The organism is Streptomyces spinoverrucosus (genome assembly GCF_006539505.1).
GTDB lineage: Bacteria > Actinomycetota > Actinomycetes > Streptomycetales > Streptomycetaceae > Streptomyces > Streptomyces spinoverrucosus.
In genome coordinates, this window is the sequence record NZ_BJND01000027.1 from 47,366 (window position 1) to 67,194 (window position 19,829).

The 19,829-nt window shown below is 70.7% G+C and carries 15 protein-coding genes; 5 read left to right on the forward strand and 10 right to left on the reverse strand.

Annotated features, from left to right (window positions below; all coding sequences use genetic code 11):
• Positions 1-13: 13 nt before the first annotated feature.
• Positions 14-1,000, reverse strand: a complete 987-nt coding sequence (nusA, locus tag SSP24_RS20105; protein WP_141311045.1) for a transcription termination factor NusA — start codon at positions 998-1,000, stop codon at positions 14-16.
• Between the two features lie 2 nt (positions 1,001-1,002).
• A complete protein-coding gene (gene rimP / locus SSP24_RS20110) occupies positions 1,003-1,521 on the reverse strand; it encodes a ribosome maturation factor RimP (protein WP_141311046.1) in 519 nt (172 codons plus the stop codon).
• Positions 1,522-1,716: 195 nt separating this feature from the next.
• On the opposite strand from rimP, the gene SSP24_RS20115 reads away from it, so the two are divergent.
• The 3 genes from SSP24_RS20115 to SSP24_RS20125 all read left to right on the forward strand — a co-directional run bounded on the left by SSP24_RS20115 (position 1,717) and on the right by SSP24_RS20125 (position 4,063).
• Positions 1,717-2,250: a hypothetical protein gene (locus tag SSP24_RS20115; RefSeq protein ID WP_141311047.1), complete on the forward strand. Its 534-nt coding sequence runs from the start codon at positions 1,717-1,719 to the stop codon at positions 2,248-2,250.
• A gap of 430 nt (positions 2,251-2,680) precedes the next feature.
• Entirely contained in the window at positions 2,681-3,145 is a 465-nt protein-coding gene (locus SSP24_RS20120) for a ferritin-like domain-containing protein (RefSeq protein ID WP_141311048.1), read from the forward strand.
• 27 nt (positions 3,146-3,172) lie between these two features.
• The gene (locus SSP24_RS20125) at positions 3,173-4,063 is read left to right on the forward strand and encodes an aminoglycoside phosphotransferase family protein (RefSeq protein WP_141311049.1); all 891 of its coding nucleotides are present in this window, start codon (positions 3,173-3,175) and stop codon (positions 4,061-4,063) included.
• A gap of 77 nt (positions 4,064-4,140) precedes the next feature.
• Here SSP24_RS20125 and SSP24_RS20130 read toward each other — a convergent pair whose 3' ends face one another.
• The 7 genes from SSP24_RS20130 to SSP24_RS20160 all read right to left on the reverse strand — a co-directional run bounded on the left by SSP24_RS20130 (position 4,141) and on the right by SSP24_RS20160 (position 13,737).
• A complete protein-coding gene (locus SSP24_RS20130; protein WP_141311050.1) occupies positions 4,141-5,850 on the reverse strand; it encodes a proline--tRNA ligase in 1,710 nt (569 codons plus the stop codon).
• 72 nt (positions 5,851-5,922) lie between these two features.
• Entirely contained in the window at positions 5,923-6,450 is a 528-nt protein-coding gene (locus SSP24_RS20135) for a GNAT family N-acetyltransferase (protein ID WP_141311051.1), read from the reverse strand.
• Between the two features lie 89 nt (positions 6,451-6,539).
• The gene (locus tag SSP24_RS20140; RefSeq protein ID WP_141311052.1) at positions 6,540-7,388 is read right to left on the reverse strand and encodes a GNAT family N-acetyltransferase; all 849 of its coding nucleotides are present in this window, start codon (positions 7,386-7,388) and stop codon (positions 6,540-6,542) included.
• Between the two features lie 201 nt (positions 7,389-7,589).
• Positions 7,590-8,747: a flavodoxin-dependent (E)-4-hydroxy-3-methylbut-2-enyl-diphosphate synthase gene (gene ispG, locus SSP24_RS20145; protein ID WP_141311053.1), complete on the reverse strand. Its 1,158-nt coding sequence runs from the start codon at positions 8,745-8,747 to the stop codon at positions 7,590-7,592.
• A 169-nt stretch (positions 8,748-8,916) separates the two neighbouring features.
• Positions 8,917-10,221: a M50 family metallopeptidase gene (locus tag SSP24_RS20150; protein ID WP_167529638.1), complete on the reverse strand. Its 1,305-nt coding sequence runs from the start codon at positions 10,219-10,221 to the stop codon at positions 8,917-8,919.
• On the reverse strand, positions 10,218-11,498 hold the full coding sequence (gene dxr / locus SSP24_RS20155) for a 1-deoxy-D-xylulose-5-phosphate reductoisomerase (RefSeq protein ID WP_141311054.1): 1,281 nt from the start codon (positions 11,496-11,498) through the stop codon (positions 10,218-10,220). The genes SSP24_RS20150 and dxr overlap by 4 nt, the downstream gene beginning before the upstream one ends.
• 304 nt (positions 11,499-11,802) lie before the next feature.
• Positions 11,803-13,737 carry an acyl-CoA dehydrogenase family protein gene (locus tag SSP24_RS20160; protein ID WP_141311055.1) on the reverse strand — a complete coding sequence of 645 codons (1,935 nt, stop codon included), beginning with the start codon at positions 13,735-13,737 and terminating at the stop codon, positions 11,803-11,805.
• Positions 13,738-14,088: 351 nt separating this feature from the next.
• Between SSP24_RS20160 and SSP24_RS20165 the strand changes: the two genes are divergently transcribed.
• The gene (locus SSP24_RS20165) at positions 14,089-15,102 is read left to right on the forward strand and encodes a LacI family DNA-binding transcriptional regulator (protein ID WP_141311056.1); all 1,014 of its coding nucleotides are present in this window, start codon (positions 14,089-14,091) and stop codon (positions 15,100-15,102) included.
• A 103-nt stretch (positions 15,103-15,205) separates the two neighbouring features.
• Positions 15,206-17,257, forward strand: coding sequence for a glycoside hydrolase family 31 protein (locus tag SSP24_RS20170; RefSeq protein WP_141311057.1), 2,052 nt, complete (start codon positions 15,206-15,208; stop codon positions 17,255-17,257).
• A 57-nt stretch (positions 17,258-17,314) separates the two neighbouring features.
• Here SSP24_RS20170 and SSP24_RS20175 read toward each other — a convergent pair whose 3' ends face one another.
• The gene (locus tag SSP24_RS20175) at positions 17,315-19,780 is read right to left on the reverse strand and encodes a CBM35 domain-containing protein (RefSeq protein WP_141311058.1); all 2,466 of its coding nucleotides are present in this window, start codon (positions 19,778-19,780) and stop codon (positions 17,315-17,317) included.
• Between the last annotated feature and the right edge of the window lie 49 nt (positions 19,781-19,829).

The window sequence follows — 19,829 nt, forward strand, 5'->3', positions numbered from 1 at the left end:
TCTATTCCTCCGGCTATTCGCCGGGCTGTTCGATGTCCGGACGGATGTCGATCCGCCAGCCGGTGAGCCGGGCCGCAAGTCGGGCATTCTGCCCTTCCTTGCCGATCGCCAGGGACAGCTGGTAGTCGGGCACCGTCACGCGCGCGGAGCGGGCGGTCATGTCAACGACCTCGACCTTGGACACCCGAGCGGGGGACAGCGCGTTCGCCACCATCTCGGCCGGGTCGTCCGACCAGTCGACGATGTCGATCTTCTCGCCGTTCAGCTCGGCCATCACGTTGCGCACCCGCCCGCCCATGGGGCCGATGCAGGCGCCCTTGGCGTTCAGGCCCGCCCGGGTGGACCGGACGGCGATCTTGGTGCGGTGACCGGCCTCGCGGGCGATGGCGGCGATCTCGACGGACCCGTCGGCGATCTCCGGCACCTCCAGCGCGAACAGCTTCTTCACCAGATTGGGGTGCGTACGGGACAGGGTCACCGACGGGCCGCGGACGCCCTTCGCCACTCGCACGACGTACGACCGCAGCCGCATCCCGTGCGGGTAGCTCTCGCCGGGCACCTGCTCCTGCACCGGCAGGATGGCCTCCAGCTTGCCGATGTCGACGAGCACGTTCTTCGGGTCGCGGCCCTGCTGGACCACGCCGGTGACGATGTCGCCCTCGCGGCCGGCGTACTCGCCGAGCGTGGCGTCGTCCTCGGCGTCGCGCAGCCGCTGCAGGATGACCTGTTTGGCGGTGGTCGCGGCGATCCGGCCGAAACCGGACGGCGTGTCGTCGAACTCGCGGGGCTCCTGGCCCGGCTCCAGGTCCTCGGGGTCCTCCTTCGCCCACACGGTCACATGTCCGGTCTCCCGGTTGAGCTCCACGCGCGCGTGCCGGCGGCTTCCCTCGGTGCGGTGGTAGGCGATGAGGAGGGCCGCCTCGATCGCCTCGACGAGCAGGTCGAAGGAGATCTCCTTCTCCCGGACCAAGCCCCGCAGGGCGCTCATGTCGATGTCCACGGCTACGCCTCCTCCTCTTCCGTCATGTCCTTGTGGTCCTGCTTTTCCTTGCGGCTGAACTCGACCTGGACACGCGCCTTGGCGATGTCGTCGAAGGTGAGCCTGCGCGCCGTGGGCCTGCGGCCCTTGACCCCGGGTACCTCGATGTCGACGCCCTCGTCGTCGACGGTGAGGATTCTGGCCACCAGCTCTTCGCCCTCCGTCAGCTGGAATCTGACCAGCCGGCCGGTGGCGCGCACATAGTGCCGGTGCTGTGTGAGGAGGCGTTCCGCGCCCGGGGTTCCGACCTCGAGGGTGTACTCGCCCTCGCCCATCGCGTCCGTTTCGTCGAGCCTCGCCGAGAGCGCACGGCTCACATCGGCGATCCGGTCGAGATCCGCTCCGGTGTCGGAGTCGACGACGACACGCAGCACTCGCTTGCGTCCGACCGAGTCCACCGCGATCTCCTCGAGATCCAGCCCCTGGGAGGTGACGAGCGGTTCCAGCAGCTCTCGCAGCCTCTCGCTCTGGGTGGTGCTCATCCGGGTGACTCCTCGGCCGCGTGTGCTGTTGTGGGAAGGTCGCGTGTCTGGTCAAAGGGTATCCGGTCCCGGACAGTGTTGCCGTCCACCTCGGGCCGGGCGGTGCCGATGACTGGCCTCGGACACATGCGCGGGTACGGTGATCATTGGGCGTGCCGCCCAGTCCTTTCGTACGAGCCTTCGAGGACGTCAGCCGTGTCGTTTTCTCTGTCGCCGCGCATGCCCTCGGGGCCGCGCAGAAGGACCCTGCTCGCCTCGGCCGCGGGCGTCGCCCTGCTCACCGGCTGCTCGCCCGGCCCAGCCGACTCCGACGCCACGGGCGGCAGCCCGTCGGCCGCCGACCGGGCACGCGCGCGTGCGGCCCGTGACAGCGACGGGCTGGCCGCGCGGTACGACGCCGTGATGGCCGCCCACCCGGGGCTCGCGGAGCGGCTGCGGCCGTTGCGGGACGAGGCGGTGCGGCATGCGGAGGCGTTCGGCGGCCTCGCGGCTCAGCCCTCTCCCACGGTGTCGACCTCGGCCCCGGCCACCGCAAAGACCCCCCTGCCCGTCCCGGACACCGAACAGGCCGCCCTCACCGACCTGGCCACCGCCGAGCGAGCACTGGCGGACCAGCGGGCCAAGACGCTGCTGGGCGTGCCGGGCGAACTGGCCCGCCTGCTGGCGTCGGTGGCAGCGGCCGGGGCGGCGCATGCGTATTTGCTCACGGAGGGTGAGGGCGAGGCATGAGCGAGGCGGCGAAGGACAGGGGGCTGCGGGCCGTACAGGCGGCGCTGGCTGCCGCCCGAGCGGCGCATCCGGATCTGCTCACGGGAGGCGAGGGCACGGCATGAACGCGGCGAAGGACAGGGGGCTGCGGGCCCTGCAGGCGACTCCGGCCGCCGCCCGAGCGGGGCACCAGAATCTGCTCACGGGAGGCGAAGGCACGGCATGAACGCGGCGAAAGAGCGGGCCCTCCAGGCGACTCCAGCCGCCGCCCGAGCGGGGCACCCGAATCAGCTCACGGAAGGCGAAGGCGAGGCATGAGCGAGGCGACGGACGGAGAGCTGCGGGCCCTCCCGGCGACTCCGGCCACCGACCGAGCCGCGCACCTACATGCGACTCCGGCGGCCGACCGAGCCGCGCGCCCGGATCTGCTCACAGAAAGCGAAGGCGAGGCATGAGCGAGGTAAAAGACGGGGAGCTGCGGGCCCTGCAGGCTGCGTTGGCGGCTGAGCATGCTGCGGTGTATGGGTACGGCGTGGTCGGTGGGCGGATTGGTGAGGAGCGGCGTGCGGAGGCGCGGGCGGCGTACGACGGCCATCGCGCGCGGCGGGATGCCCTGGTGCGCGAGGTACGTGCGCTGGGCGCCGAGCCGGTGGCCGCGGCGGCCGGGTACGCGCTGCCGTTCCCGGTGACCGACCCGGAGACGGCCGTACGACTCGCCGCCGAGCTGGAGGAACGTGTGGCCGGGGTGTACTCCGACCTGGTGCGGGCGGCAGACGGTGGGCGGCGGGGCTCGGCCGCGGCCGCGCTGCGTGAGGCGGCGGTGCGGGCGGTGCGCTGGCGCGGCCGGAGCGTAGCCTTCCCTGGGCTCGCCGAGCGGGCCGGCGCCACCTCGGCGCCGGCGACACCGACGGCGTGACGCGTACTGGAAGGGGACACCTCGCGTATGGCTTTCGAACCGCCGCAGCGTCTGGTCAGGGCGCTCGGTGAGACGGCAGCGGACGGTGACGACTGGCTGCGGAAGCTGCCCGAGGCGGCGCAACAGGCCGTGGCTCTACGCGAGTTGACCGTGGAACGGGTGCAGGTGCCGGGCGGCCGGAGCAGCCTCGTGCTGCTGGTGCGGCGGGCGGACGGCACGCCGGCGGTGCTGAAGCTGGCCCCGCCCCGGGCCCGCCCGGAGAGCGAGCGGGCCGCGCTGGCGCACTGGGGCGGCCGGGGCGCCGTACAGCTGCTCGAACCGGTCGCCGCGGACGGTGCGCTGCTGCTGGAGCGGCTGCATCCGGAGATGTCGGTGCGGTCGCTGCCGGAGGCGAAGGCGCTGCTGGAGGCGGCGGGCACGCTGCGGAAGCTGTGGGTGGAGCCGCCGGGGTATCCGTTCGAGACCGTGGCCCGGCGGACCGGGCGGCAGGCCGAGGCGATGCGGGCGAGCGCCGACGCGGAGCTCGTCCCGCTGGTGGACGCGGCCCTCGCCGCCCGGGAGGAGCTGCTGGCGGCGCCGCCCGAGCAGCGGTTGCTGCACGGCACGTTCCGGCAGAGCAAGGTGCTCGCCGGGGACCGCATGCCGTGGCTTGCGGTCGGACCCGATCCGGTGGTCGGCGAGTGCGCCTTCGACCTGGCACGGCTCGTCCGGGACCGGGTGGAGGACCTGATCGCCACGCCGTCGGGCGCCGCGACGACCCGGCGGCGGGTGAAGCGGCTCGCGGAGTCCCTGGACGTCGACCAGGAGCGGCTGCGCGGCTGGACGCTGTTCCGGGCCGTGGAGTCGGGGGTCCGGGCACGGCGGGTGGGGCGGCTCAAGGATGCGGAGCTGCTGCTGGAGTTCGCCGCGTGGTTGTAGGGCGTTGAGGCTGGTGCTCCGACAAACGCCGGACTGGCTGAGTCGGTCAGCCCGTCCGGCGTTGTCTCGAAGTCCCGTCAGGAGGTGGCCGTCAGGCGGGCGATCGCCTCGTCGACCGGGAGTTCCTCGCGCTCACCCGTCCTGCGGTCCTTGAGCTCGACCACGCCCTCGCCCGCGCGCCGCCCGGCCACCAGGATCTGCGGTACGCCGATCAGCTCCGCGTCGGTGAACTTCACGCCCGGGGAGACACCCGCGCGGTCGTCCACCAGGACGCGCACACCGGCCGCCGCCAGCTTGTCGGAGACCTCCAGGGCCAGCTCGGTCTGCAGGGCCTTGCCCGCGGCGACCACGTGCACGTCGGCCGGGGCGACCTCCTTGGACCAGCACAGGCCCTTGTCGTCGGCGGTCTGCTCGGCGAGCGCGGCGACCGCGCGGGAGACGCCGATGCCGTACGAGCCCATGGTCACGCGGACCGGCTTGCCGTTCTGGCCGAGGACATCGAGCTTGAGGGCGTCGGCGTACTTGCGGCCCAGCTGGAAGATGTGGCCGATCTCGATGGCGCGGTCCAGCTTCAGGCCCGTGCCGCACTTCGGGCAGGGGTCGCCCTCCTGCACGACCACGACGTCGACGTACTCGTCGACCTCGAAGTCACGGCCCGCGACGACGTTCTTGGCGTGCGTGTGCTCCTTGTTGGCGCCGGTGATCCAGGCCGTGCCGGGGGCCACGCGCGGGTCGGCGACGTACTTGACCTTCTCGCCCAGGCCCTGCGGGCCGACGTAGCCGCGGACCAGGTCGGGGCGGGTCGCGAAGTCCGCCTCGGTGACCATCTCGACGACCGCCGGGGCGAAGTGCGCCTCGACCTTGCCCAGGTCGACCTCGCGGTCACCGGGCACGCCGACGGCGACGATCTCGCCGTCGACCTTCACCAGGAGGTTCTTCAGGGTGGCGGAGGCCGGGACGCCGAGGGAGGCGGCGAGGGTCTCGATGGTCGGGGTGTCCGGGGTCGGGATGTCCTCGGCGGCGGGCATGCCGGAGGCGTCCACCGGCTTGAGCTCGTACGTGATCGCCTCGGTGTTGGCGGCGAAGTCGCAGTTCGGGCAGTCCGCGAAGGTGTCCTCGCCGGCCTCGGCCGGGGCGAGGAACTCCTCCGACTTCGAGCCGCCCATCGCGCCGGCGGTTGCGGCGCAGATGCGGTAGTCGAGGCCGAGCCGCTCGAAGATCCTCTGGTACGCCTGCCGGTGCAGGGCGTACGACTCGGCGAGGCCCTCGTCGGCGAGGTCGAAGGAGTAGGAGTCCTTCATCAGGAACTCACGGCCGCGCAGGATGCCCGCTCGCGGGCGGGCCTCGTCCCGGAACTTGCTCTGGATCTGGTAGAGGATCACCGGCAGGTCCTTGTAGGACGTGCACTGGTCCTTCACCAGCAGGGTGAAGATCTCCTCGTGGGTGGGGCCGAGGAGGTAGTCGCCGCCCTTGCGGTCCTTCAGCCGGAACAGCTCCTGGCCGTACTCGTCCCAGCGGCCGGTCGCGTCGTACGGCTCACGCGGCAGCAGCGCGGGGAGCAGCACCTCCTGGGCGCCGATCGCGTCCATCTCCTCGCGGACGATCCGCTCCACGTTGGCGAGGACCTTCTTGCCGAGCGGCAGCCAGGACCACACGCCGGCGGCGGTACGGCGGACGTAGCCGGCGCGGACGAGCAGCTTGTGGCTGAGGACCTCGGCGTCCGCCGGGTCGTCGCGCAGCGTCTTCGCCATCAACTGGGACATGCGCTGGACCGATGCGTTCGCCATGGTTCTCGTACTCCTGCTGCGTAAGGGTTATGGCAGGAGGTTAGCCGGGGGGCACCTGGCGGTGGAAATCGGTTATCGGCGCAGGGGCAGTGGGGCGCCCATGACGGCGTACGGCTTGGGGGCGCTCGGGAAGTGGACCTGGCGGGCCAGGTCCTGGTAGCCGAGGGAGTGGTAGAGGCCGCGGGCGGGGCTGTCGGTGTCGATCGCCGAGAGGATGGAGCGGGGTTCGCTCGCCGTGTCGGTGATCGCGGTGATGAGGGCCCGGCCGATACCGCGGTTCTGGTAGTGGGGGTGGACGTGCAGCTCGGTGATCACGAAGGAGTTGTCGAGCCAGTCGGCGTGGCCCTGGGCGCGGAGGTAGGGCTCCACGACGGTGGACCACCAGTGGGTGCGGTCGTTGGGCATGCCGTAGACGAAACCGACGAGGCGATCCTCTGCGGTGGCGCCGAGGGCTCGTGCGCCGGGGTAGGTCATGTGGCGCAGGACGATCTGGCGGCGGACGGCTACCTCGTCGGGGCCGAGGCCGAAGGCTGCGGCTTGGACTGCGAGGGCCTCGTCTACGTGGGCGGGGAGGTCCAAGGGGCCGATGACGAGGTCCATGGCGGGGAGCTTACAGGTGGGTTTCGGTTGTCGTCCGGGTGCGGGTGCGCGGGGGCTGGCAGCGCAGTTCCCGGCGCCCTTTGGGGCGTCTAGAACAGGACACTCATGAACGCCCCGACCTCCTGGAAGCCCACCCTTCGGTACGTCCTTCTCGCCGCCGTATTGAAGTCGTTGACGTACAGGCTGACCACCGGGGCGAACTCGGCCAGCGCATACCGCAGTACCGCCGCCATCCCTGGGGCCGCCAGGCCCCTGCCCCGGTACTCGGGGGCCACCCAGACGCCCTGGATCTGGCAGGCCCGGTCCGTCGCGGCGCCGATTTCCGCCTTGAAGACGACCTTGCCGTGCTCGTCGAGGCGGGCGAAGGAGCGGCCGGAGCCGACGAGTTCGGCGACGCGGGCCTGGTAGAGGAGGCCGCCGTCGCCGGCCAGCGGGGAGACGCCGACCTCCTCGGTGAACATCGCCACGCAGGCCGGCATGATCGTCTCCATCTCGTCCTTGCGGACGCGGCGGACGTAGAGGTCCGGGGCGATGTCGGCGGGCATGCGGTCGGTGACCATGAGGGGCTGGTGGGCGCGGACCTCGCGGGCCGGGCCCCAGTGGGGTTCGAGGAGCCGCCAGAGTTCGGCGGTGGGTTCGGCGGGGCCGACGACGGAGGAGCAGCGGCGGCCCGCCCTGCGGGCACGGTCGGCGAAGGCGCGGATGGCGCGGGGGGTGGCGCAGATGGGGACGAGGTTGGCGCCCGCGTAGCAGAGGGAGGTCAGCATGCCGTCCTCGTACCAGCCCCACATCTCGCCGCCGAGCCGCCACGGGTCGAGGCCGGCGACCTGGACCCGGGAGGTCACGAAGGCGTTGGCCACCGGCTCGCGGTCGAGGACGGCGAGCGCGGCGTCCAGGTCGCTCGGTTCGAGGACCCGGGAGGTGGTCTGGGTCAACACGGGCGGGGCCTCACGGGTGGGGTCTGCTGATCTCCGCACTGTACCTGCGGAAGCTGAGCAGTGCCGACCCGCGTGAGGTACCGGCCGTTTTGGGGTGGGCTTCGTTGGGGTGCGCCTACTGACTCGGGGCTTTGTGTGGCTTCGCGGGTGCGGGTTTCGTGTGGCTTGTCGCGCAGTTCCCCGCGCCCCTTGGGGCGTTGTTCAGCCCGCTACTGAAACAGACGGCTCGCCCGACTCCGTGCCCTCGGCCTCCATCTGTTCGGCCAACTTCATGGCCTCCTCGATGAGGGTTTCGACGATCTTGGATTCCGGGACCGTCTTGATGACCTGGCCCTTGACGAAGATCTGGCCCTTGCCGTTGCCGGAGGCGACGCCGAGGTCGGCCTCGCGGGCCTCGCCGGGGCCGTTGACGACGCAGCCCATGACGGCGACGCGGAGCGGGACCTCCATGCCGGTGAGGCCGGCCGTGACCTCCTCCGCCAGCTTGTAGACGTCGACCTGGGCGCGGCCGCAGGACGGGCAGGAGACGATCTCCAGGCCGCGCTGCCTGAGGTTGAGCGACTCCAGGATCTGGATTCCGACCTTGACCTCCTCGACGGGCGGCGCCGACAGCGAGACCCGGATGGTGTCGCCGATGCCCTGCGAGAGCAGGGCGCCGAAGGCGACCGCCGACTTGATCGTGCCCTGGAAGGCGGGGCCCGCCTCGGTGACGCCGAGGTGCAGGGGGTAGTCGCACTGGGCGGCGAGCTGGCGGTAGGCCTCGATCATCACGACCGGGTCGTTGTGCTTGACGGAGATCTTGATGTCCCGGAAGTCGTGCTCCTCGAAGAGGGAGGCCTCCCAGAGGGCCGACTCGACCAGGGCCTCCGGCGTCGCCTTGCCGTACTTCTGCAGCAGGCGCCTGTCCAGGGAGCCGGCGTTCACGCCGATGCGGATCGGGGTGCCGTGCTCCTTGGCGGCCTTGGCGATCTCCTTGACCTTGTCGTCGAACTGCTTGATGTTGCCCGGGTTCACCCGGACCGCGGCGCAGCCCGCCTCGATCGCGGCGAAGACGTACTTCGGCTGGAAGTGGATGTCGGCGATGACGGGGATCTGCGACTTGCGGGCGATGGTCGCGAGGGCGTCGGCGTCGTCCTGGGTGGGGCAGGCCACCCGGACGATCTGGCAGCCGGAGGCGGTGAGCTCGGCGATCTGCTGGAGGGTGGCGCCGATGTCCGACGTACGGGTCGTGGTCATGGACTGGACCGAGACCGGCGCGTCCCCGCCGACCGGCACCGATCCGACCTGGATCTGCCGGCTCTTCCGGCGCTCGGCGAGCTTGGTCGGAACGGACGGCATGCCGAGAGAAATCGCAGTCATCTGCTGTGCAACCCCAAGTCGTGGATCAAGGTCCGGTCCCGTCAGCAGCGGGCTCCAGGCTTCGAGATTACGGCACGAGGTTGTGCCTGAGCACATCCCGTCCGGCAACGCCACTCAATGGAAGGCGGCCCGGCATCCAACATGCCGGGCCGCCGCCAACTCCGTATGACTAGGAGATTCTCACCGGGTTAACCACGTCCGCGATCAGGACGAGGACGGTGAAGCAGATGAAGATCCCCGCCACCACATAGGCCACCGGCATCAGCTTCGCCACATCGAACGGGCCCGGGTCCGGGCGCCGCAGCACCTTCGCCACGTTTCGCCGCAGCGACTCCCACAGCGCGCCCGCGATGTGCCCGCCGTCGAGCGGGAGCAGCGGGAGCATGTTGAAGAGGAACAGGGAGAGATTGAAACCGGCCACCAGCATCAGGGCCATCGCCAGCTGCTGGGTGGGCGGGATGTCGAGGGTGAAGATCTCGCCGCCGACGCGGGCCGCGCCGACCACGCCCATCGGGGAGTCGGGTTCGCGCTCGGCGCCGTCGAAGGCCGCGTTCCACAGGGCCGGGATCTTGCCGGGCAGGGCGGCGAGGGAGTCGACGGCCTCACCGACGCGGTCGCCCATCCACACCAGGGACTCGTCGAAGTCCTGCCGTACGACGCCGGTGGCGGCGCTGAAGCCGAGGAAGCCTGCGTTGACGTACTCGCCCTGGACGATCTGGCCGCTGGAGTCCTTCTTGGCGACCTGGTTGGTGGCGATCTTCGCGTGCAGGGTGACGTCCTCGCCCTTGCGGTCGACGACGATCGGCACCTCCTTGCCGGGGTTGGCGCGGATCAGGTCGGACAGTTCGTTCCACTCGTCAGTGCGGACGCCGTTGAAGGAGACGATCTTGTCGCCCGCCTTCAGGCCGGCCGCGGCGGCCGGGGAGGGCTGGTCCGCCGAGGTGCACTTGTCGCGGTTCTCGCTCTGGGCGATCACGCACTGGGAGACCGAGCTGACGGTGGTGGTCTGCTGCGAGATGCCGAAGCCCATCAGCACGGTGAGGAAGAGGACGGCCGCCAGGATCAGGTTCATGAACGGGCCCGCGAACATCACGATGACCCGCTTCCACGGCTTGCGCGTGTAGAACATGCGGGTCTCGTCGCCGGGCCGCAGCTCCTCGAAGGCGGCCGAGCGGGCGTCCTCGATCATGCCGCGCCAGGGTGAGGTGGAGCGGGCCTCCACGCGGCCGTCGGGGCCGGGCGGGAACATGCCGATCATGCGGATGTAGCCGCCGAGCGGGATGGCCTTGATGCCGTACTCGGTCTCGCCCTTGGTGCGCGAGAACAGTGTCGGGCCGAAGCCGACCATGTACTGCGGGACGCGGATGCCGAAGAGCTTGGCGGTGGACAGATGCCCCAGCTCGTGCCATGCGATCGAGATCAGCAGGCCGACCGCGAAGACGACTATGCCGAGGATCATCATCAGGGTCGTCATGCACGCGCCTCCGCGGTGGCTGTCTGCGCCGTATGTCCGGTCTGTGCCGTCAGTTCACGGGCCCGGGCGCGGGCCCAGGTCTCCGCTTCGAGGACGTCCGGCACGGTGAGCGAGGTTCCCGTGCCGGGAGTGCCGTGTTCGTCGACGACCCGGGTGACCGTCTCCATGATTCCGTTGAAGGGCAGCGTGCCGCGCAGGAACGCGTCCACGCACTCTTCGTTGGCGGCATTGAACACCGCCGGGGCGGTACCCGCGAGCTCTCCGACGTGCCGGGCGAGGCCGACCGACGGGAAGGCGTCGGTGTCGAGCGGGAAGAACTCCCAGGTCGACGCCGTGCTCCAGTCGAAGGCGGGCGCCGCGTCGGGGACGCGCTCGGGCCAGCCGAGGCCGATGGCGATCGGCCCGCGCATGTCCGGGGGCGTCGCCTGGGCGATCGTGGATCCGTCCGTGAACTCAACCATCGAGTGGACATACGACTGCGGATGCACGACCACCTCAATGCGTTCGAAGGGAATGTCGTACAGCAGGTGGGCCTCGATGACCTCCAGACCCTTGTTGACGAGGGTCGCGGAGTTGATCGTGATCACGGGTCCCATGGCCCAGGTGGGGTGGGCGAGGGCGTCCTCGACGGTGACGTTCGCCAGTTCCGCCTTCGTCCGGCCGCGGAAGGGGCCGCCGGACGCGGTGACGACGAGCTTGCGCACGTCCGCGCGGGTGCCGGCCGCCAGCGCCTGGAAGAGGGCGGCGTGCTCGGAGTCGACGGGGATGATCTGGCCGGGCTTGGCGAGGGCCTTGACCAGCGGGCCGCCGACGATGAGCGACTCCTTGTTGGCGAGCGCGAGAGTGCGGTTCGCCTCCAGGGCTGCGAGGGTCGGGGCGAGGCCGATGGAGCCGGTGATGCCGTTCAGGACGGTGTGGCAGTCGGAGGCGGCGAGCTGGGTGGCCGCGTCGGGTCCGGCGAGGATCTCGGGGAGCGGCTCCCCCGTGCCGTACTGCGCGGTCAGCGCGTCCCGCAGCGCCGGTACGACGTCCTCGCGGGCCACCGCGACGGTCCGGACCCGGAGCCGGTACGCCTGCTCGGCGAGGAGGCCGACCCGGCCGCCGTTGGCGGACAGGCCGGTGGCCCGGAAGCGGTCCGGGTTGCGCAGGACGAGGTCGATGGCCTGCGTGCCGATCGACCCGGTGGACCCGAGGATCACGACGTCCTTCGGTCCGTCGCCCGGCACGGGGTCGTAGACGAGGTGCGGGTCGGCGAGGGGGGCTGGGCTGTCGCTCATTGCTCCATTGTGGCCGCACGCGCGTGTGCGCAGGCAGGGTGTCCCCCTCACGGGGGTGTGTTGCGGAAGGTCGCCGGAACGACGCGCATCACAGACACCGGGCCGGCCGCCGCTTCTTCGACGAGTCCGCAGGCAGATGCGCTCTCCGAGCGCGAGGAGGCGGGTGACGACCCGATCGGGCGACGTACTCGATCCCATCGCTGCACCCTATGCCGCGTGATCCCTCGCCGGGCATCGCGGGGACGGGTATGAGTCCCGGCCGCCGGGCAGGGTGTCCCCTCCCGGGAGGACACCCTGCGAGCTCTCACCGGATCGGGCGGTGCACGTTCTCCTTCTGGGATGGGCCGGGGGTCGCGTCCGCGATCCACGGTCCGTCTCCGGACGGGTCGACGACGCCCTGTTCCAGCCACTCGTAGCTGCCCGCCAGGACCCCCTTGACCACCTTGCGGTCGAGGTCGTCGGTGTTGGTCCACAGTCGGCCGAAGAGTTCGTCGACGCGGATGCGGGCCTGGCGGCAGAAGGCGTCGGCGAGTTGGTAGGCCTCGCGGCCGTGTTCGCCGCGGCTGCGCAGGAGTTCGGCGCGGACGCAGGCCGCGCTCATCGCGAACAGTTCGGCACCGATGTCCACGATCCGGCCCAGGAAGCCCTGCTTGGTCTCCATCCGGCCCTGCCAGCGGGACATGGCGTAGAAGGTGGACCGGGCCAGCTTGCGGGAGGTGCGCTCGACGTACCGCAGATGCGGCGAGAGGTCGATGCCGTGCTTGAACTCCCCGTACGACGACGGGAGCTGCCCAGGGCCCGCCACCAGTTTCGGCAGCCACTTGGCGTAGAACACCCCCGCCTGCGCGCCCGCCTTCGCCTTGTCCTGCAGGGACTTTTCGGGGTCGATCAGGTCGCCGGCGACCGAGAGGTGGGCGTCGACCGCCTCGCGGGCGATCAGGAGGTGCATGATCTCGGTCGAGCCCTCGAAGATGCGGTTGATCCGCAGGTCGCGAAGGATCTGCTCGGCGGGCACCGCGCGCTCGCCCCGGGCCCGCAGGGACTCTGCCGTCTCGAAGCCGCGGCCGCCCCGGATCTGGACCAGTTCGTCGGCCATCAGCCAGGCCATCTCGGAGCCGTACAGCTTGGCGAGCGCGGCCTCGATGCGGATGTCGTTGAGGTCCTCGTCGGCCATCTGGGACGACAGGTCCAGTACGGCCTCCAGCGCGAAGGTCGTGGCCGCGATGAACGCGATCTTCGAACCGACCGCCTCGTGCAGCGCGACCGGCTTGCCCCACTGCTCCCGGGCACCCGACCACTCCCGCGCGATCTTCAGACACCACTTCCCGGCGCCCACGCACATCGCGGGCAGCGACAGCCGGCCCGTGTTCAGGGTGGTGAGGGCGATCTTCAGGCCCGCGCCCTCCGGCCCGATCCGGTTGGCGGCGGGGACGCGGACCTGGTGGAAGCGTGTGACGCCGTTCTCCAGGCCGCGCAGGCCCATGAAGGCGTTGCGGTTCTCGACCGTGATGCCCTCCGAGGCCGCCTCCACGACGAAGGCCGTGATGCCGCCCTTGTGCCCCTCGGACTTCGGCACGCGTGCCATCACGACCAGGAGGTCGGCGATGACGCCGTTGGTCGTCCAGAGCTTCACGCCGTCGAGGACGTAGTCGTCGCCGTCCGGGACGGCGGTGGTGGCGAGCCGGGCCGGGTCGGAGCCGACGTCCGGTTCCGTCAGCAGGAACGCGGAGATGTCGGTGCGCGCGCAGCGCGGCAGGAAGGCGTCCTTCTGCTCCTGCGTGCCGAAGATCTTCAGCGGCTGCGGTACGCCGATCGACTGGTGGGCGCTCAGCAGGGCGCCGATGGCCGGGTTGGCGGAGCCGACCAGGGCGAGGGCCTTGTTGTAGTACACCTGCGTCAGGCCCAGGCCGCCGTACTTCGTGTCGATCTTCATGCCGAAGGCGCCGAGCTCCTTCAGCCCGTCGATCACCTCGTCGGGGATCTGCGCGTCCCGCTCGATGCGGGCGGAGTCGATCTTCGTCTCGCAGAAGTCGCGCAGCTTGGTGAGGAACTCCTCCCCGCGCTGGGCGTCCTCGTCCGGGGGCAGGGGGTGGGGGTGGATGAGGTCGAGGCGGAAGCGTCCGAGGAACAGTTCCTTGGCGAAGCTGGGCTTGCGCCACTGCTGTTCCCGGGCCGCCTCCGCCACCTGGCGGGCCTCACGTTCGGTGACGGTGGGTCGAGTGGTGGGAGCTGCGGACATGAGGCTCACCTCGCCGCGAAGAGGGATGAGGATCCGATGTGGTTACCGACGGGTGCTACCCGTTCGTATGTACCCGATCCCGGGCGCGGCCACCACCCCGCGCGCAGCCGTTCAGCCGAACTCGGCCCCGCGGACGCGTTGCACCAGGGGCTCTTCCAGGAGACGGTGCGGGTACGTCCGTTCGAGCGACCGCACGGGGCAGGCCTCGCCCGCTGTCCGAGATTTTCCGCGTCGAAGCGCTTCGACTGACTATGGACACCCACCTCCGCTGGAGCTACTGTCGAAACACCCTCAGCCGCCGTTGTTCGCCCTGCGCACTGTCGAAGCGCTTCACAAAGCTTGGAGAGCTGGATGGTCACCCTTGCCGAGGTCGCCCAGCACGCCGGAGTGTCGGCGAGCACGGTGAGCTATGTCCTCAGCGGCAAGCGGTCCATCTCCGCGACCACCCGGCAGCGGGTCGAGGAGAGCATCCGGGAGCTGGGCTACCACCCGAACGCCGGCGCCCGCGCCCTGGCGAGCAGCCGCTCCAACATCATCGCGCTGATGATCCCGCTGCGCACGGACATGTACGTGCCGGTGATGATGGAGATCGCCATCGCCGTCGCCACCACCGCCCGCACACACGGGTACGACGTCCTGCTGCTCACCGGCGAGGAGGGCCCCGACGCGGTACGCCGGGTCACCGGCAGCGGGCTCGCCGACGCGATGATCCTGATGGACGTGGAACTGGACGACGACCGGCTGCCGTTGCTGCGCGGCACCGACCAGCCGTCCGTCCTGATCGGGCTGCCCGCCGACACCACCGGCCTGACCTGCGTGGACCTCGACTTCGCGGCGACCGGCGCACTGTGCGTCGAGCATCTGGCGATGCTGGGTCACCGTGACATCGCTGTCATCGGCGAGGCACCCGCGGTGTACGAACGGCACACCGGGTTCGCCGAGCGCACCCTCGACGGACTCCGCGCCCGCGCCCGTGAGCTGGGCCTCAGGGTGCTGCACCGGCCGTGCGAGGGCGGGTACGACGCGATGGCGGCGACGCTCGCCCGAGTCTTCGACGAGCGCCCGGCGACCACGGGCTTCGTCGTGCAGAACGAGTCGGCGGTCGAACCGCTGCTCGCGCTGCTGCGTCAGCAGGGCCGGGCCGTGCCGGAGGACGTGTCGGTCGTCGGGATCTGCCCGGACCAGGTCGCCACCCAGGCGTCGGTGCGGCTGACGTCGGTCGCCATCCCGGCGCAGGAGATGGGCCGGCACGCAGTGGAACAGCTGGTCGCCAAGCTGGACGGGCGCGGCAGCGACGAAGTGCTGCTGCTCGCCCCCGAGTTGACGGTCCGGGCAAGCACGGGCCCGGTGCCGTCCGGGTCCTGACCCGCACTTTTCAAGGCCTTCGAGTGGCCCTTCGAGGGCACGTCCCTGGTCTGCACTCCTCTGTCTGCACTCCCCTGTCTGCACCCCCCCAGGAGCACGCCACGTGAATCAGTCTGCCGAAAACCAGACCTCTTCAGGCGCGGTCAGCCTCGCGCAGTCCTCCCCCACCGTCGGCACGTTCCGCGAGCGGGACGGCGCTCTGGAGTGGAGCGGCCGCCAGGAGACCGTACGCATCGAGCCCTGGGGACCGGACGCGGTCCGGGTCCGGGCGCGGCTCGGCGGCCCGATCCTCGACGGGCTGCCCGGCGCGCTGCTGGCCGAGGCCCCGGCCACCGAGAGCACGGTCAAGATCGGTGACGGGGAAGGACAGTTGACGGTCGGGTCGCTGACCGTGCACGTCGATGCCGAGGGGCTCATCCGCTTCCTGCGCACCGACGGCTCGGGGGAACTCCTCGCCGAGGAGCGCGCCCACTTCTGGTGGCCCGGCCCCCGCCTCTACACCGCCATCGGCAACGGCCACCACCGGCTGGAGCAGCGGTTCGCCGCCTACGAGGACGAGCAGCTGTACGGCCTCGGCCAGCACCAGCACGGGCGGCTCGACCAGAAGGGCCTGGTCATCGACCTGGTCCAGCGCAACGCCGAGGTCGGCATCCCGGTGCTCACCTCCAGCCGGGGCTACACCCTGCTGTGGAACAACCCGGCGATCGGCCGCGTGGAGCTGGCGCACAACGGCACCCGCTGGGTCGCCGACTCCGCCCGCCAGCTCGACTACTGGATTACCGCGGGTACCCCGGCCGACGCTCAGCGCCGCTACAGCGCGGTCACGGGCCGGACGCCGATGCTGCCTCAGTGGGCGGCGGGCTTCTGGCAGTGCAAGCTGCGCTACCGCACCCAGGAAGAACTCCTCGCCGTGGCGCGGGAGTACAAGCGGCGCGGGCTTCCCCTCGATGTGATCGTCTGTGACTTCTTCCACTGGACCCACCTGGGCGAGTGGAAGTTCGACCCGAAGGAGTGGCCCGACCCGGCGGCCATGGTCCGGGAGCTGGACGAGCTGGGCGTGCAGCTGGTGGTCAGCGTGTGGCCCTCGGTCTCACCGCTGTCCGAGAACCACTCCCTGATGGAGCAGCGCGGCTACTTCATCGGCACCCAGTACGGCCCGATGGCCCACGCCGACTGGCCGGACAAGGAGGTGGCGTCGACGGTCCAGGTCGCCTTCTACGACGCCACGAACCCGGATGCCCGGGAGTTCGTGTGGTCGCGGGTGAAGGCGAACTACCTGGAGCCGTACGGCATCAAGGCGTTCTGGCTGGACGCCTGCGAGCCCGAGCTGAAGCCGGGCTTCCAGGAGAACCTGCGCTACTGGGCGGGCCCGGGTCTGGAGGTCGGCAACCTCTACCCGGCGGAGAACGCCCGCGCCTTCCACGAAGGCCTCACTGCGTCCGGCGAGGACGAGATCATCACCCTCAACCGCTCGGCCTGGGCGGGCAGTCAGCGCTATGGCGCCGCCCTGTGGTCCGGGGACATCGGCACCGACTTCCCGACCCTGCGCCGCCAGATCGCCGCCGGTCTCAACACAGCGCTCTCCGGCATCCCCTGGTGGAACACGGACATCGGCGGCTTCCACGGCGGCGACCCGGACGACCCGGCGTACCGCGAGGTGATGGTCCGCTGGTTCCAGTTCGGCGCGCTGTCCCCGCTGATGCGCCTGCACGGCTTCCGCGACCCGGGCATGCCGCTCGGCCCGGAGATGACCGGCGGCCCGAACGAGGTGTGGTCGTACGGCGAGGAGGCCGGCGCGATCCTGGAGAAGTACCTGCGGCTGCGTGAGCGTCTGAAGCCGTACGTCCTCGATGTCATGCGCGAGGCGCACGAGGAGGGGCTGCCGGTGATGCGGCCGCTGTTCCTGGAGTTCCCCAAGGATCCGGCGGCCTGGTCGGTGGACGACGCGTATCTCTTCGGCCGGGATCTGCTGGTGGCGCCGGTGCTGACGGCGGGCGCGACGGCCCGCACGGCCTATCTCCCGGCGGGCGCGACCTGGACGGACGCGTGGACCGGTGAGACGTACGAGGGCGGTGCGACCGTGACGGTCGACGCCCCGCTGGACCGTATCCCGCTGTTCCTGCGCGACGGGGTCTCGCTGCCGGTCGCCGAGTAGCGAAGAACCTTGGCCGCCGGGATGAGGTCCCGGCGGCCAAGGCCCAGCAGAAACCCCTTATCCGACGACCCGGCCCAGCTCGATCCGGTCGATGTCCGGTGCCCACGCGGTCGCGTTGCCGAACGTCACCTTGTTGGAGCCCTCCTTCAGGTCCACGGGGACGCCGAGGGTCCAGTAGTCGTCCCAGCTCCAGGTGTTCTTGAAGGTGACCTTCCGGGCAGTGCCGGAACCGACGGTGATGTCCGCAGTACGGGACATGATGTCCGTGTTGTAGGCGTGGCCGTTGTCGCGCCGGTCGTTGTGGGCGTAGTGGACGACCAGCAGATAGCGGCCGGACCTGGGCGCGTTCACGGTGAACTCGGCGGTGCTGTCGGCGCTGTTGCCCAGCCAGCCGATGTGCGACCCGGCGGATGCGTACGCCGACTCCACCAGCCGGGCGCCGCCCGCGAGGGTGGCCGAGGCGCCCTCGTAGGAGAGCGTGCCCGCGGTGGAGCCGCCGCCCGAAACGTCGAGGGAACGGACGGCGGCGTGGCCCGCGGTCATCGCGACGCGGTTGTTGCCCGCGACGAGGTAGAGGCGCAGGGGCCGTCCGGGTGCCGCCGTCACCGTCTCCCCGTGGAGCGCGAGCCGCACCGCCGCCGACCCCCTCGACACCACCGTGTAGTAGCCGTCGCGCGGGGCGTACACGTCGAAGACCGCCTGGTCGCCGCCCCGCAGGACGAGCGCGCCGGTGCCGGCGCCGGTCGAGGAGGAGTAGTCGTAGGAGGGCCGCCCGCTGATGTCCGCGAGGGTGGCCTCGTACGACGTCGAGGGCTCGCCCGTGCGGGCGGTCAGGTCGATGCGGTCGAGGGTGACCTCGGCGTCGCCCTTGGCCAGGGTGAGGACGTGGGTGCCGGCCGGGAGCCGGACGGTGACGTCCTGCTTGGCGCGGTAGGTCCAGTTCTCGGTGGACGGGTAGGTGACCGTCACCGGTTCCCCGCCGTCGATCGACAGCTTCTGGGTGGCGGGGGCGCCGGACTGGTTGCCGTAGAGGATCGCCAGGTCGTACGTCCCGGACTTCGGCACCGTCACCGTGAAGTCGACCTTGCTGGTCGGGGTGTTGAGCGAGCCGACGTCCTTGGTGCCAGAAGCCGCGTAGCCGTTGGCGTTGCTGACGGTGCCCTGGGTGTAGACGCGGCCGCCGGTGATCGCCGCGTCCTCGGCCTCGTACGAGGCGGACCACGGGACGGCGGGGGCGGCCGGGGTGCCGGAACCGCCGGGGGTGAGGACGATCCGGTACGCCGACATCTTGTGCATGCCGCGCAGCGGGACCGTCACCGTGCCGTCGGCCGCGACGGTGAGCTTCGTGCGGGCGAGGACGCGCGGCGCCGCGTGCTGTCCCTCGTACCCCGACCAGGCGGCCTCGGCGACGGTCGCGGTGACCGTACGGCCGAACAGCGACCGGGAGACATTGCGCACCACTACGTCGGAGTCACCGTCGGCGCCGCCGAGCAGGACCTGGGCCTGGCGGCGGGAGCGATCGACGGAAGCGAGGCCCTGGAGGGTGTCGATGGTGTGGGGCTGCGGCGGGGTCACCTTGACGGTGTCGCCGGTGAGCCCGGCGTACCAGCGGAAGAACCACCAGCCGCCGTTGGGGATGTTGCTGCGCACGACATGGCCGCTGAGGTTGCCGGCCGCGTCCCAGTACGCCGCGTTGGCGTACACCTTGTTGCGCTCGAACATCGAGACCCACTGGACGAGTTGCCCGGGCACGGACAGGTCGCGGCGGTTGGCGTACTCATCGATGTTGATCTTCAGGGGCGCGATGCCCGCCTCGCGTTCCAGCGCGCGGTAGTTGTCGTAGTGCGCCTGGAAGTCGCGCAGCGAGCCGGAGCCCAGCTCGTGCCAGGTCATGATCTGCGGGAGGACGTTCTCGCGCTTGGCGAAGGCGAGGAAGTCGCGGAGCAGACGGGTGTGGTAGGCGGACTCGTTGGGACCGGCGATCCTCGCGTCCGGGTCGATGGCGCGGATGCGGTGGTAGACCGTCTTCCAGTCCTGGAAGAAGCGATCGCGGTTCTTCTCGTAGGTGGCCTGGTCGGAGACGCCGAGGTGGTACCAGATCTGGTCGGGCTCGTTGAACGGGACATAGACGAAACGGTCGCTGTTCGGGTCGGCCGCCACCTCCTTGACGATCTTGTCGACCTTGGGGAGGTAGTCGTCGATGCCGAGGTCCTCGTACGGCCACTTGGCGTAGATGTCCTGCATCATGACGTTGATCTCGCCGCCGCCGTTGCGGAAGAACGACTTGGAGACGGTGAGCGCGTCGCCGTTGGGATGCTGGGCGCCGCCCTCCGGCTTCTGCGAGATGCTGGTGATCTTCAGCGGTTCCAGGGCCGCGTCGCTGGGCACGCCGTCGTCGCTGAGGCCGTAGAGCGCGCCGTTGGCGCCGAGCGTCACCGGGCCCTCGGGGGCGGAGAGGTCGACGGTGAGGCGCTGTGGGTCGGCGGCTGCGGCCGGTCCCGCTGCGGGGAGTGTGCCTGCCATGGTGGCGACTCCAAGGGCGGCTGTGACCAGGGCGGTTCTGGTACGGGAC

What these genes read in the sequence shown, in the direction of transcription:
- rimP (WP_141311046.1), bottom strand. Translation starts at nt 1,521, where the DNA reads ATGAGCACCACCCAGAGCGAGAGGCTGCGAGAGCTGCTGGAACCGCTC.
- SSP24_RS20120 (WP_141311048.1), top strand. Translation starts at nt 2,681, where the DNA reads ATGAGCGAGGTAAAAGACGGGGAGCTGCGGGCCCTGCAGGCTGCGTTG.
- SSP24_RS20125 (WP_141311049.1), top strand. Translation starts at nt 3,173, where the DNA reads ATGGCTTTCGAACCGCCGCAGCGTCTGGTCAGGGCGCTCGGTGAGACG.
- SSP24_RS20130 (WP_141311050.1), bottom strand. Translation starts at nt 5,850, where the DNA reads ATGGCGAACGCATCGGTCCAGCGCATGTCCCAGTTGATGGCGAAGACG.
- SSP24_RS20135 (WP_141311051.1), bottom strand. Translation starts at nt 6,450, where the DNA reads ATGGACCTCGTCATCGGCCCCTTGGACCTCCCCGCCCACGTAGACGAG.
- ispG (WP_141311053.1), bottom strand. Translation starts at nt 8,747, where the DNA reads ATGACTGCGATTTCTCTCGGCATGCCGTCCGTTCCGACCAAGCTCGCC.
- SSP24_RS20150 (WP_167529638.1), bottom strand. Translation starts at nt 10,221, where the DNA reads ATGACGACCCTGATGATGATCCTCGGCATAGTCGTCTTCGCGGTCGGC.
- dxr (WP_141311054.1), bottom strand. Translation starts at nt 11,498, where the DNA reads ATGAGCGACAGCCCAGCCCCCCTCGCCGACCCGCACCTCGTCTACGAC.
- SSP24_RS20160 (WP_141311055.1), bottom strand. Translation starts at nt 13,737, where the DNA reads ATGTCCGCAGCTCCCACCACTCGACCCACCGTCACCGAACGTGAGGCC.
- SSP24_RS20165 (WP_141311056.1), top strand. Translation starts at nt 14,089, where the DNA reads ATGGTCACCCTTGCCGAGGTCGCCCAGCACGCCGGAGTGTCGGCGAGC.
- SSP24_RS20175 (WP_141311058.1), bottom strand. Translation starts at nt 19,780, where the DNA reads ATGGCAGGCACACTCCCCGCAGCGGGACCGGCCGCAGCCGCCGACCCA.